Source organism: Bartonella machadoae (genome assembly GCF_022559585.1).
Taxonomy (GTDB): domain Bacteria; phylum Pseudomonadota; class Alphaproteobacteria; order Rhizobiales; family Rhizobiaceae; genus Bartonella; species Bartonella machadoae.
The window spans coordinates 717,730-730,769 of sequence record NZ_CP087114.1 but is presented as its reverse complement, the minus strand read 5'-3'; the positions used below and the strand labels follow the sequence as shown (position 1 = coordinate 730,769).

Below are 13,040 nucleotides of genomic sequence, written 5' to 3'. Positions count from 1 at the left end.
AGTTTTTTGATTTACTCCGCCATCATCGCCTTGTTTCTAGATCTTAGTGTTTTCTCTGAGCTTAGCTTTGGTTCTTATTTGAAAAATTTAAGATAATATGCACTTGAAACTACACACTCTTTCATAGCAACAATGTATGTAAGCCTAAATCCATCAGTAATTTAAACTGCTAAACTCTTTAAAACTTCATTTTCCATATCATTAATCTGGATACAGTTTTTTTGAGGAGCGTCATAAGTTTGATGGTAACGTTCTTGAATTATAAGATATTCTCCGATTAGGTGAATATGTCTCTTTATTATATCTTTTACTGCTGCCTTCATCCGCGCGCTCATTACAAGGATTACTGGAAAATCAAACCTTTTGCTTTGCCCATAGTTTCCTCATCCACCAAGTGAAACCCGTTTTTTCATTAAAGTTCTGAAAAATTGCCAAGCAATAACGACGCAGATTACCGTTGAGAGCCAATAATAATATATTAAACTTGAATATGGATTTAGTAATGCTGTTACAGTTATACCCGCACCTACCAATGAGGGTGCAAAGGAGATTATAGTTATCAAACTCACCATACCAAATAGATGTGGTGGCAATAGATTGAGTTTAAACATCTCGCTATGTATATATTCAACTGGAAGATATTTCTGGCTTAAAAGTGAAATAGAATGCAGAAGCGTTATAAAAGCCAGATTGGAAATGACTGTAAAAAGAACTGTCAAAAAGGTAACTGTTATAGACAGCAAAGTGAAATCCAGTTTAGGCATATTATATAATGCACCTAGAACCAGTAAACCCAACAGTATTAGCAAGTTATTATTATTCGCCCATCGCAATAACATATGATAAACGAGTGGAACTGGCTGCATTAAGAGCGGCTCTAATTTTCCTGAAAGAAGCGTATAAAAAAGTTATTTATCGACGAGGCAAAAGTGTTTAGCAATAAGGATACCACTAACATAAAAAAAATAAGGCCGTCAAATTCTTCTAGCGTCCATCCTTTCAATGAATTCGTATTTTGATAGATGGAATCAGCGTAGAATAATCTAATAAGGGTTACGATAAATGTTAAGCCAATGTACCCTACGAGATTGGCTTTATAAGCGCTGGAGTTTTTTAAACTATTTGAAACATAAGCTAGAAATTTTTCCATAATTTTAACCTCCCGCTGTTTCATATTGATTCACAGCAACTTTCCAATAAATTGCGCAAAGAATAATGAATAAAAACAGATACAAATTTAATTGAAGAGAATATGAGATTAAATTGCCAATATTGGGGTCAACAATCAATTCAGCGGGAGCGGCAATGATAAATCTGAACGGATTATAAAACATGATAGGCGCTATAGTTTCAGGCCAAAAGCTTGGGGGTAACATGGTCCCGCCTAATATACCTTGCAGCGCAGATAGCAATGCTAAAAGAAAATCAGGACGAACAAATTTAAATGTGCTAACAGCTATAAAAAGGCCAATTAAATAACATAACATTTGTGTCTCTATGATATAGATAATCGTCCAGAACCAATAGAAGGAGCTTACAGTTTTGACTTCAAAAAGAAAAAAACAAACAGCTACAATGATAACAATTGGCCATGCATAGATAACTGCACCACCCAAAAAATCCCAAAACCTTTGAACCGGAATAGGTATAGGCCAAAGTAAACGGGGCTCAAGTTCGCCAGCTTGAATGTTTCGTGCAAAATATTCAATCACACTGTAAGAATTATTAAGCCGCCAGAATGCTATAGAAATTGCAAAATAGAACATTAATTGCTGAAAATTATACCCGCTTACAATGCCCTCTGCATTGCCTACGTAAATATAGTGCCAAATAATATATTGCGTGATAAAAGGGATACTCGTTGCTAGTAAGAGATCAATTACGAGCATATATTTGTCAATAAGGATTTCCTTAACGGCTATAAAAGCAAACAGCTTTGCACAAGCAAAATACCGCCTCACTGCCTTTAGCATCAGAAAAGATTTTAAACGCATTCTTACTTATCCCCGTCCTTAAACTGTTTTAAATAGATATCTTCAAGAGAAGGCGGAGAAAATTGAATTGCAATATTTGGCTGATCAATAATAAGTTTTTGTAAACATTCAAACATTTTATCTTTGATATTTGCATCAATTAACCATTCCATTTTTGATTGTGTCATGGTTTTTGAAATTATTTCACCTTGGATTGAAAGCTGATCAACAGCCGCTTTGACTTGTTCAATAAAATCATCCGAAAATAGGTGTTCTTGTACAACAAGTGAGCTTGTGACAAAGCTTCCAACTTTTTCTGATACCGAATGAACAGAACCATCAAAAATAATTGTACCTTCCTTGAGAAGGACAATCCTAGAAGCACAATGTTCTATATCCGCCATATCATGGCTCGTTATGATAACTCCTTTATTTTGCTGCTTAACAAGACTGTAAAGATATTTGCGCAACTCATATTTAGAGAGGATATCCAACCCAACAGTCGGTTCATCTAATATCAGTAAGTCAGGGTCATGAATAAGGGCAGCAACAACTTCACATTTAACCCTTTCCCCAAGGCTTAAATTTCGAACCCGTCTATTGAGTATTGAGGACAGGCCCAAAGCTTGCGTAAGCTCTTCCAGCTTTAGCGTGAAATTTTTGCGATCTATGTCATATATTTTCTGTAATACAGTATAACTGTCTTTAACAGGCAAATCCCACCATAAGCTAGACTTATGTCCAAAAACAACACCGATTCTTCTTAAGAAATCATAATTACGATGTGAAGGGGAATAACCCAATACCTGAACTTTGCCACAATCAGCTTTTTGTAAACCGCAAATTGTTTTGACTAATGTAGATTTTCCTGCTCCATTTGGGCCCAAAAGTCCTAAACACTCTCCAGCTTTTAACTGCAGTGTTACGTTTTTTAATGCATATTTATCGTTATTTTCTTCTCTCTTTGAGGAACGAAAATAATCCCAAAAGTTTTTTTGACTTTTATAAACCTTTGAGATGTCCCTTACATCAACGAAAGTTTGTTGATTATTCCCCTTAACCATCAAACGACCTTTCGAGCTTTATTCATTAACAATTCTGCAATCGCGTTTGAAAATTCAAATCGATCCATAAAATATTAGGCTTGGGTTAATTTTAATAAGGAAAAAAGCCCCCTGCCCTTTCTATTATATTTATTCTATCTACTCTTACAATATCAAATCCACGAGTATTAACGGCATAAAGAGCCAAGGCAGTGGCCAAATTATCAAATCTCTCTGAAGGAAAAGTCCAACGTGTCCTCCATGTGGACCATTGCAAATTAGGTATGATGCACCAGAATTAAAAGCATATCTTCTATTATAAACCTTAACTTTTCCACCAACAATATCACATAATATCACATCGCTAAATAAATCTATCCAGATTTTCAAGTAAGAAACTGAACTATAAATTAGTCATCACGGTTTAACCATTTCTTTATTTCATTTAGAAATGTTTTTTACCACAAATATCTGTACTTTATTCGAGTAAAAATCCATTGTTGATTGCGCTACTAAAACTATATCTTTATTTAATAAAAACATGTTAAATTGGTTTAAGCTTTGGAAGGTATGAGTTTCTGGAATTAGAAAATTAAACTTATCCAATCGAATTATCGTAAGAATTTTATCGTGAGATCATTGATAAGAAAATATTTTTAATTATTGCGTCGTTATCTGAAGGTAGATTTGCAAGATGTATAAAGATAGAGGTAAATTCTTCAGTATTGTGTTTGACGCTTATTATTTACCGTATAATTTTGATATACGGAAAGGGATAGTGATGGCGATTGTGAGCCGTAAAACATAAAAGCTTAAAATTATTTTATATGACTGGCTTTATAAAAGCTATCCAATCGGTTCACAAAAAAGTTACATGTTATCTTAACCGCTTTAACAAATGCTATACGTGCTGAAATATTGGAAGCATCGGCCTCTAAAACGCACTCTCTTAAAGACGGACTTGCAGAATACTACTTTATACTATGTCAACATAATATGTTCCCACGATAAGTAGCGTGTTACCTTTCGCTTTATCGCGAATAGACGTTGATCTTGTTGATTATCAAGATTACCATTGCTTAAAGGAATTTAAAACGATGCGTAACCTCGCATATCCAAGTGAAGTACCTAAAATAGTTTTTTTGAAGAAATGGGGTTAATAACACAGAAATTAGCTGTCCATCTTCATGTAACAAAACTTCTCTATCAAGAGTTATTAATGAGCCTGCCTCTTTATGAGTACCGAGCTTGCCATTAAATTAGAGTTTGCTTGTTTTAGTAAAGAAAAGTTTTGGTTAGATATGCAAATGAACTATAATTTGTGGTAGACAATATAACAGGTACAGCCTTCTATTTGTCCTCTGGTTTCTGATTTTACTTAAACGCCTCTTTAATTTTATCAATGATTTTTATCGAACCTTGGCTTGTTTTAAAAGCTACAGCCTCGTTATTCTAACTTTTTTGAAGTTTTCTGATAGCTTCTACTGTTAATCATTTTTTATCAACCGTTTTAGTATAGAATGCCAACCATAAACAGACTCACTCTTTAAGCTATAAAAAGCTCCCAACATGTGAGGAATAGAATCAATAACTCTAAATTCCCTCTTTATTTATTAACGCATTAATTTTTGTTATTAAAAATCATTAACCTTGGGTAGTAAAACTTTTGCATACAGTCCCCCCAAATCAGAACGCGACAACACAAAGCTTCCACCGTATTCATTGACCATATCTGAAACAATGGCTAATCCTAAACCTGTTCCCAGCTTGCTCTCATCAAACCGCCAACCTCTTTTTAAAGCTTCACCAATTTGCTCTTCTGTTAAACCAGAACCATCATCTTCTACGAGGATACTAAAGAATTCTGCTTCTTCAATATTTTCTTCTAAGTGACAAGAGATGAGAACTTTTGTATGAGACCACTGAGCAGCGTTATCAATCAGATTCCCTACAATTTCCTCTAAATCTTCCCTTTCACCAGAAAAAATAATATCCTCAACATCCATAACAAATTGAAACTGTTTTTCAGGGTTAAGCTTTTCCATAACTCGCATCAAACGATCAATCACTGTACGAACTGACGTGTGATAAACAACACTGTCGCATTGTGCAGCAATTCGAGCACGCTGTAAGTAATGGTTTATTTGAGACTGCATCATGTGCGTTTGTTCTCTCAATAAAACTGCCTGCTCTCCACTCATCCTATCAACCTCATTCATAATAACTGACAAAGGTGTCTTCAATGAATGCGCAAGATTACCAACCTGTGTGCGAAACCGTTCAATAATACGTTGATTATTAGTGATGAGAGCATTCATCTCCTTTGCTAACGGCATAACTTCACTGACTAAATCCGTATTTACGTAATGAACCCTGCCTTCACGAATATCATTCAACGCTTGTCGGATCAGTTTTAATGGTTGAAAACTAAAGAAGATGATAGCAATGTTAATAAGAACACTTCCTATCCCAAAGCTCCAGAGAAAAATTTGTAAAGTCCGCTTAAACTCCTTCACTTGCGCATGTGCTTCATCAATATTTCCAACAAGGCGAAAACGCGCAACATGATCTTGATTATCAAGAACAACATCACTCTCAATGACTTGTAACTTTTGACCATTGTTGCCCTTTATTCGATAAGAGCGAAAGAATTTGTTGTTAAAAGGCACATTAACATCGCTCCGCGAAAATATTCTTTCTGTTCCCAATGATGGGGATGTCAATCTTCCTTTTAGATTATGTGATAGAGCAACAACTTCCCAATACCACCCCGATGTTGGATCTGAATAACGAATATCATCAATTCCCACACTCCCCCTTAAATTTCCTTGTGGTGAAACTGTAACTGTTGCAATAAGGCTATAAAGATGAGCCGAAAGAACACGCTCTAAACTTTGTTCACTTGAACGCTGATAAAACAAAATACTCACTGCAGAAATCGATGAAAGCGAAATAATAATCCATAATGTTGATAATATCATAACGCGTAAACTCAAAGATCTATTAACGAAAAAAAAGAACCTCCTAAACCCGTTATTCTTTTTTACAATATTCATTGATCACCTAGCGTTCTCACGCGATACCCCATCCCCCGAATAGTCTCAATCAAATCGACTCCAAGCTTTTTACGTAATCGACCAACAAAAACTTCCACCGTATTTGAATCCTTATCAAAATCTTGATTATAAAGGTGTTCCGTAAGTTCTGTTCTTGAAACAATCCTATCACGATGATGCATAAGATATGAAAGAAGTCTGAATTCATAAGATGTTAGTTTAATAAATTGACCATCAACGAAAACACGAGACGTTTTCGTATCCAACAAAACACTACCACAGCATAATGTGCTTACTGCATGACCAGTTGTTCGACGAATTAACGCCCGCAACCGTGCCATGACTTCTTCTAGGTGAAATGGCTTAACAACATAATCATCTGCACCTGCATCAATACCACGCACTTTATCAGACCAGCGATCTCGCGCGGTTAGCATTAAAACAGGCATGGAATATCCTTCTTGACGCCATTTTTCAATGATACGAATTCCATCCATATAGGGCAAACCTATATCGAGAATGACAGCATCATAAGACTCTGTACTTCCTAAAAAATAAGCCTCTTCACCATCGAAAGCACTATCCGAAACATACCCTGCACTTTTTACGGCTTCCGCTAATTGATGATTGAGATTCCGGTCATCTTCAACAATCAAAATACGCATTACAACACCTGCTAAGCTTTAATTAGCAGGGACAGTGACTTCAATACGACGTAACTTTTTATCTTCACGAGCAGGCGATACAACCACAATCACACACATATCTCTTCCATCCTTAACAACAGGTGTTGAACGCATTAAAACACCATTCTCTTGGTTAGCAACTTTCCTACCTACTTCGACACAACTCGCAGCTAGAACAGAGTTTGCTCCGAAAAAGACTGTTATCATTAAAAATAAAAAAACTTTTTCCATCATAGATATTTTATAATCTCTTTTCCCTGAATATAAAATGAACAATATTTTTTATTTATTAAACTTATGTATAAAGGACAATAATCCTTCTGTGTAATAAAAGAAGGGTTGGACAGTATCTCCAATTTTAATCATTTTAAAAATAACGTCTTCAGTACAGATTACACAATAATTGAAATAAAAAAATTTAACACAAGAAAAAACGAGATATATAATCCACGGTTGACTTCTTATCGTAATCTTAAAATATGCTCTTTCTCTCTTAAAACTATAGCAAAAAAATACTCTTACTCCATATAAAATATTACAGATTTGTTTGGTTGTATTATTTTGTTATAGGCTTTCTTCATATGTTTTATTTTTTTAAAAAAAAGAAAGAAAAACATAATAAATCATTTCGCAGTCCTAGATTCATTGAATTAGATGCGCTGTTTGATACAGCACTTTATCGTATCCGTTCTGCTAACCGTTTCTTTTGGAAAAAAGCAAAAATCGCCTCACAATGTTTTCATATCCGAGGAGGGAAACGTTTTATCATAGAAATTCTTGATGAAACACTAACATTAGGATTGATTGGTTTTACACTTTTTACCATTGTAGGCATTCCAGTTTTTGAATTAACCAAAAAAGATTGGTATTCTTTCAAAAAATTTTCCATTCTTTTTTTAGACCGATATGGAAATCCCATCGGTCATCGTGGCACGTTACCAGCTGCATCCATTCCTGTGGAAGAAATGCCCGATTCTGTTATTAAAGCTGTTCTTGCAACGGAGGACAGACATTTTTTTGATCACTGGGGTATTGATTTGCAAGGTCTCACCCGAGCAATCACACAAAATATGCAAGCTAAGAGTGTCGTTCAGGGTGGTTCAACCCTTACACAACAACTTGCTAAAAATTTGTTTTTAACAAATGAAAGAACCATAACACGTAAAATCAAAGAAGCTTATCTCGCCCTCTGGTTAGAAGCAAACTTCAGCAAACGACAAATTTTGCAACTTTATCTTGACCGTGCATATATGGGAGGAAATAATTTTGGTATTGCCGCTGCGGCAAAATTTTATTTTGACAAAAACATAGACAATCTTTCCCTTAGTGAATCTGCTATGTTAGCAGGATTGTTCAAAGCCCCAAGCAAATATGCTCCTCATAAACATCTCTTTGCTGCTCAAACACGTGCCAACGTGGTACTTTCTAATCTTGTTAATAGTGGGTTTATGACAGCAAGCCAAATTATCAATGCTCATCGCCATCCTGCAAGAGCATTTACAAAAATAAAAACTACTCAACCTGATTATTTTCTTGATTGGGTATTTGGCGAAGTCAAAAAAATAAGTAGCGAACTTCCAAGTTATAGTTTGATTATTCAAACGACTCTCGATCCGGATATTCAAAGAACAGCAGAAGAAGCTATCACGTATCATTTACAGCAATATGGTCAACAATACCGCGTAACACAAGCCGCAACAGTCATCCTTGACAATAACGGTGCTGTCTGTGCAATCGTTGGAGGAGTGGATTATAGTAAAAGTCAGTTTAACAGAGCAACACAAGGAGGCAGACAACCTGGTTCTTCATTCAAACCTTATGTTTACGCAACCGCAATGGAACATGGTCTGTCTCCTTCATCAATCGTCTTAGATGCTCCCATCAGTTGGGGTGGCTGGTCACCCAAAAATAATTCTGGTCATTATCTTGGCAAAATTGATCTCGCAACCGCTTTGGCTTTTTCCATCAATACCGTGCCTGTCTATCTTACCTATCACTACCTTAACCGCGATACCCAACCCATCATAGATCTAATCAAAAATATGGGAATCCATGCACATATCTTATCACACAAAACTATGGTTTTAGGCACATCTAATATGACACCTATGGATCAAGCAATTGGTTTTAATGTCTTTGCAAATGGGGGTATAGCCGGAAATCTCCATGGGTTTACACAAATCCGCACAACAGATGGACATATCGTATGGGACTTAGAACATAATGGTAATAAACTTCATCGTGTCCTCAGTGAACAAACTACCGCCTCTATAAACCAAATGATGGTGGGCGTTACAACACGAGGATCTGGTAAACGCGCAGCCCTCCCCATGACACTTGTTGCTGGAAAAACTGGAACATCACAATCCTATCGCGATGCATGGTTTGTTGGCTTTACTGGTAATTATACGGGTGCTGTATGGATGGGAAATGATAACTTTTCATCAATGAATCGCGCCTTTGGTGGTGGTGTTCCTGCCATGATATGGCATAGCATTATGCTTTCTGCACATCAAAATATTATGCTCAAGCAACTCTATGGTGTTAAAGACTCCCTTCTTCCTTATCAACCACCGACATCCCCTTCTCACAATGTTTCCAACCTTACAGTCCCAATATCCCATACGCTCTCACATGAAACATCAAATATTATACATCTGATTAATAATAGTCTGAAAAAGCCGCCTGTAACCTCTTTGAAAGGGGAAAATATAGGCACTTCAAGATTTTGAATTCGAGATCTCTTAGAATGTTTGTCAAGATTATGTCTCCCTTTTTCATTTTTGCTTTTTCCATTTTATGCGGGATATTGAGTGTTGATTATGCACTCAATTCCTTTCATCATTTTGGACGCTTTACAATTGGACAATGGAGTGCTTACCCTCAAGTTGGAACATCCAACAGTGATCCCTATACGCGCGCGCGCTGCCAAACGAGGTGATGTTTCAATTGGGCACACAGAAGGTCTCATTTTCCAAATTTGGCAAGATAACCACGGGCGTCCACTCCAACCAAATTGCCATTATTTAATAAAAGGTTATATCCCTGAAGCACGCTTTTTTACCCTTTATACAGCGGATAGATCACTCAAACCGTATACTTCATCTCAAGAAATACCTTTCGAACTCTATACCAACAATATTACCTATGAGAGCGATGGTTCATTTCTTATCAATATTTCACAAAAGCCGTCCTCAGGCAATTGGCTTGCAACGATTAGCCAAAGAGAATTTGGTCTTATTCTTACCTTATATGATACCTCAATCATCTCCGCAACGGCATTGCAAAAACTTACGATGCCATCCGTGGAACGAATTCCATCAGGACAAATAAACTGTGATTAAATTCATTTACATCGGACTTCTTTCAATCATTGGCGCTGTCATTGTCCATATTTGCGTTCTCTTTCTCATACCCTATTGGGCGCAGAATAATATATGGACAGAACTGAAAAAGTCCGGTTCCCCTTATCAATTTGTTGACTTAAATACTCAAAATCCTATTCAACAATCTACTGATCCATTTTTTCTTCTTAAAGTCTGCCGGTTTAATCTGGAAAATGGTCCTGTTCATTTAAAGGCTTTGAAAACAACACAATTTTGGTCACTTGCAGCCTACACATATGATGGAATTATTTTCTATAGCCTTAATGATCGCACCGCTCCTGACGCTACACTCGATCTCATCATTGGAAAACCAATACAAATTATAGAGCTTAAACAATCAAAGCCTAAAAACAATATCAATTCAGTTTTGGTCGCTAAAAATTTGAATAAAGGTTTTGTACTCTTACGCATTTTTGCTCCCTCTTTTCTTGCTAAGAAAGAAAGTGAAACCTTCTTTTCATCTGCAACTTGTCACATGTTAAATGAATAAAAACATATCAAAATGATTATTTGCAACCTTTATCAATTGAATACCATCATGAAGATACCATTCTTATGCAAAATTTAAAAAACTGATTTTTTATCGAAGTAAAAAATCATTCATCATGATTTCCATAACAATCACCTCTTGAAATATAAATTTTGCATATAAGGATATAAAAAATAGTATATTCATTATAAATATGCAAAAAAAGATGATCTCTTTTGCAAATAATCATCTCTTCTTCGATACAAAATATCTCTTTGCAAAAAAACAATAAAGATAGCTAAAAGTTCTGTAAAAACAGAATTTTATAAACCTGACGGTTTGGCTTCTCATTTTATTTCTATGTGATTATAAATTTTTCTCATAAAATCAGATTAACACGATAATAAACTATAAAAAGAATGATTATTATTTACCCTTTATGAATTTGCTGAAAATTTGATGAATACAACGATCCTTGACCTCAAAAACAACTGCTTTACTTTTGTTGTATGACTAGGAAAATTTTAAGATAAGGAATCTGAAAAAGCTTTTCTTAAGGGACACTGTTGAGGAGAAAAAAGTTTCATGAAAAAAAAATACGTTCGGTTCGTTTCAAGGGCCGCAGTGTGGTCTCCCCGTTTTAGTGGGTTGGCGTTTTTTATTTTATTATTTTCAGTGTTTCTACAGCGTTTTTCTGTCATCCATGTCGTTGACTTTATAATTTTAACTGTCATTTCTGCTTGCTGTATTATTGTTTCTCTTTTTCTTGCATTCAAAGCACTTTACAGTTTATGGGTGTTTGGCGCTCTGGGGGGAATGAAAGCTTTAAAAGGGATTATTTATTCATTAATTACTGGTACGCCATTAATGTTATTTTTTGGATTTTGGTTTGCTTTACCAGCTCTTCATGATGTCTCTACTGACACACAAAGACCTCCAGCTTTTTTTCGTACAACACGCCCCAATGATGCTTTACCGCTTAAGAGTGTTTTAACCGAACAAACAGCCTTACAGATGTTACAATGGCCGGAAATGTCAGGACGCCGTTATGACGGATCCCCTGAGCGTATTCGTAAATTAGTTCTCAATGTGTTAGAAACTTATGACTGGCCTATTGTGGCTCAAAGAGAGTTTACAGGCAAGGAAAATGAGATTTATATTGAAACGATGGCAAAAACTTTTTACCTCGGCTTCATTTCAGATATTGTCATCCGTTTAACTGATGAAGGGGATACAACTTTCGTTGATATGCGCTCCGCTTCTCGTTATTTGCTAAGAGATTTGGGGACAAATGCTGCTTTTATTATCGATTTTATGGATGCACTTGATACAGAAGTCGCTTCCCTCCCGCTTTCTCAAGATGATGAGTAGAGACTTAACAATAGATATTTTTTTAATAAACAGCTTATTTCTCAATGAAGTTCAATACGGACGAGAGTGAATAGATCAGCTCTAAATTTTCAATACTTACTCTATATATTGACGCGCTCTTGATTACTCTAATAGCAATTTACAGATCTCTGTCGTTGTGAGTTTAATGACTTTATTTCATTTTACTCTCTGTGCTTTTAGAAAATAAAATATCAAAATACTAAAATAAATAACAAGATATAACTATAATTAATTACAATAATTCAAAAATTTTATTTATTTACATATGTTTTAAGATATATATGAATATATTGCAGTAAAGTATAATATAAAAAGGAAAATTATCTAAAATAATTCTTATTTTATACTTTTAAAAGTTTTATATTTAAATACATAAGAAAAAATTTTAAAAATAACATTAATATATATTAAAATAAATGCTATTTTAACACTATATAAAATATATATCATAATATCATATTAAATAATATTATTAACTTAAATTAATTATATTGTAATTCTAAATTTAAATATAAATAATTATTATAAAATTCCTATATATTCAATTAATAAATTTGCAGCATAATATAATATAAAAAACACAATTGTTGATAATATTGCCCTTTTTATACTCCAGTTCTTACCTTTAAATCTTTTGAAAAAAAACGTTAAAATTCCAAATCCAATTGCTGTTACTAAGGAGCTAGTAAAAGTACTCATAACAAAAATATCCAAAATAAAATATCTATTATCATACACCAAAATATCCCTGAAATCAGTTTAGCCATAGCTTTAAAGTATGTTTGCAATATTACTGATCTCAGAAATATCTATCATAATATCATTTAAATAATATTATTAATTTAAATTAATTATATTGTAATTCTAAATTTTAAAGTTAAATAATTATTATAAAATTCCCATATATTTAACTAATAATTTTCCAGAATAATATAATATAAAAAATATAATTGTTGATAATATTGTCCTTTTTATACTCCAGTTCTCACCTTTAAATCTATTGAAAAAAAACATTAAAATTCCGAATACAATTGC

The 13,040-nt window shown here is 34.4% G+C and carries 10 protein-coding genes and 1 pseudogene; 4 read left to right on the top strand and 7 right to left on the bottom strand.

Annotated features, from left to right (window positions below):
• Positions 1-161: 161 nt before the first annotated feature.
• The 7 genes from LNM86_RS03410 to LNM86_RS03380 all read right to left on the bottom strand — a co-directional run bounded on the left by LNM86_RS03410 (position 162) and on the right by LNM86_RS03380 (position 6,992).
• On the bottom strand, positions 162-323 hold the full coding sequence (locus LNM86_RS03410; protein ID WP_241438443.1) for a glycogen/starch/alpha-glucan phosphorylase: 162 nt from the start codon (positions 321-323) through the stop codon (positions 162-164).
• 60 nt (positions 324-383) lie between these two features.
• A complete protein-coding gene (locus LNM86_RS03405) occupies positions 384-866 on the bottom strand; it encodes a hypothetical protein (protein WP_241438442.1) in 483 nt (160 codons plus the stop codon).
• Positions 867-1,154: 288 nt separating this feature from the next.
• On the bottom strand, positions 1,155-1,994 hold the full coding sequence (locus LNM86_RS03400) for a hypothetical protein (RefSeq protein ID WP_241438441.1): 840 nt from the start codon (positions 1,992-1,994) through the stop codon (positions 1,155-1,157).
• Positions 1,995-1,996: 2 nt separating this feature from the next.
• Positions 1,997-3,037: an ATP-binding cassette domain-containing protein gene (locus tag LNM86_RS03395; protein ID WP_241438440.1), complete on the bottom strand. Its 1,041-nt coding sequence runs from the start codon at positions 3,035-3,037 to the stop codon at positions 1,997-1,999.
• Between the two features lie 1,613 nt (positions 3,038-4,650).
• Positions 4,651-6,072 carry a sensor histidine kinase gene (locus LNM86_RS03390; protein WP_241438439.1) on the bottom strand — a complete coding sequence of 474 codons (1,422 nt, stop codon included), beginning with the start codon at positions 6,070-6,072 and terminating at the stop codon, positions 4,651-4,653.
• On the bottom strand, positions 6,069-6,737 hold the full coding sequence (locus LNM86_RS03385) for a response regulator transcription factor (RefSeq protein WP_241438438.1): 669 nt from the start codon (positions 6,735-6,737) through the stop codon (positions 6,069-6,071). Before LNM86_RS03385 ends, LNM86_RS03390 begins: the two co-directional genes overlap by 4 nt.
• A gap of 18 nt (positions 6,738-6,755) precedes the next feature.
• Entirely contained in the window at positions 6,756-6,992 is a 237-nt protein-coding gene (locus LNM86_RS03380) for a hypothetical protein (RefSeq protein WP_241438437.1), read from the bottom strand.
• Positions 6,993-7,339: 347 nt separating this feature from the next.
• Here LNM86_RS03380 and LNM86_RS03375 point away from each other — a divergent pair, with 347 nt between their 5' ends.
• The 4 genes and pseudogenes from LNM86_RS03375 (at position 7,340) to LNM86_RS03360 (ending at position 11,984) form a co-directional block, all read left to right on the top strand.
• Positions 7,340-9,490: a transglycosylase domain-containing protein gene (locus tag LNM86_RS03375; RefSeq protein WP_241438436.1), complete on the top strand. Its 2,151-nt coding sequence runs from the start codon at positions 7,340-7,342 to the stop codon at positions 9,488-9,490.
• Positions 9,491-9,507: 17 nt separating this feature from the next.
• A pseudogene (locus LNM86_RS03370) lies at positions 9,508-10,102 on the top strand (DUF1214 domain-containing protein).
• Positions 10,095-10,634 carry a DUF1254 domain-containing protein gene (locus tag LNM86_RS03365; RefSeq protein WP_241438435.1) on the top strand — a complete coding sequence of 180 codons (540 nt, stop codon included), beginning with the start codon at positions 10,095-10,097 and terminating at the stop codon, positions 10,632-10,634. The pseudogene LNM86_RS03370 and the gene LNM86_RS03365 overlap by 8 nt, the downstream one beginning before the upstream one ends.
• 564 nt (positions 10,635-11,198) lie before the next feature.
• Positions 11,199-11,984: a DUF1499 domain-containing protein gene (locus tag LNM86_RS03360; protein ID WP_241438434.1), complete on the top strand. Its 786-nt coding sequence runs from the start codon at positions 11,199-11,201 to the stop codon at positions 11,982-11,984.
• Positions 11,985-13,040: the final 1,056 nt, after the last annotated feature.

Coding starts and splice junctions, on each gene's coding strand:
- LNM86_RS03385 (WP_241438438.1), bottom strand. CDS start 6,737: ATGCGTATTTTGATTGTTGAAGATGACCGGAATCTCAATCATCAATTA.
- LNM86_RS03390 (WP_241438439.1), bottom strand. CDS start 6,072: ATGAATATTGTAAAAAAGAATAACGGGTTTAGGAGGTTCTTTTTTTTC.
- LNM86_RS03380 (WP_241438437.1), bottom strand. CDS start 6,992: ATGATGGAAAAAGTTTTTTTATTTTTAATGATAACAGTCTTTTTCGGA.
- LNM86_RS03375 (WP_241438436.1), top strand. CDS start 7,340: ATGTTTTATTTTTTTAAAAAAAAGAAAGAAAAACATAATAAATCATTT.
- LNM86_RS03395 (WP_241438440.1), bottom strand. CDS start 3,037: ATGGTTAAGGGGAATAATCAACAAACTTTCGTTGATGTAAGGGACATC.
- LNM86_RS03400 (WP_241438441.1), bottom strand. CDS start 1,994: ATGCGTTTAAAATCTTTTCTGATGCTAAAGGCAGTGAGGCGGTATTTT.
- LNM86_RS03360 (WP_241438434.1), top strand. CDS start 11,199: ATGAAAAAAAAATACGTTCGGTTCGTTTCAAGGGCCGCAGTGTGGTCT.
- LNM86_RS03405 (WP_241438442.1), bottom strand. CDS start 866: ATGCAGCCAGTTCCACTCGTTTATCATATGTTATTGCGATGGGCGAAT.
- LNM86_RS03410 (WP_241438443.1), bottom strand. CDS start 323: ATGAAGGCAGCAGTAAAAGATATAATAAAGAGACATATTCACCTAATC.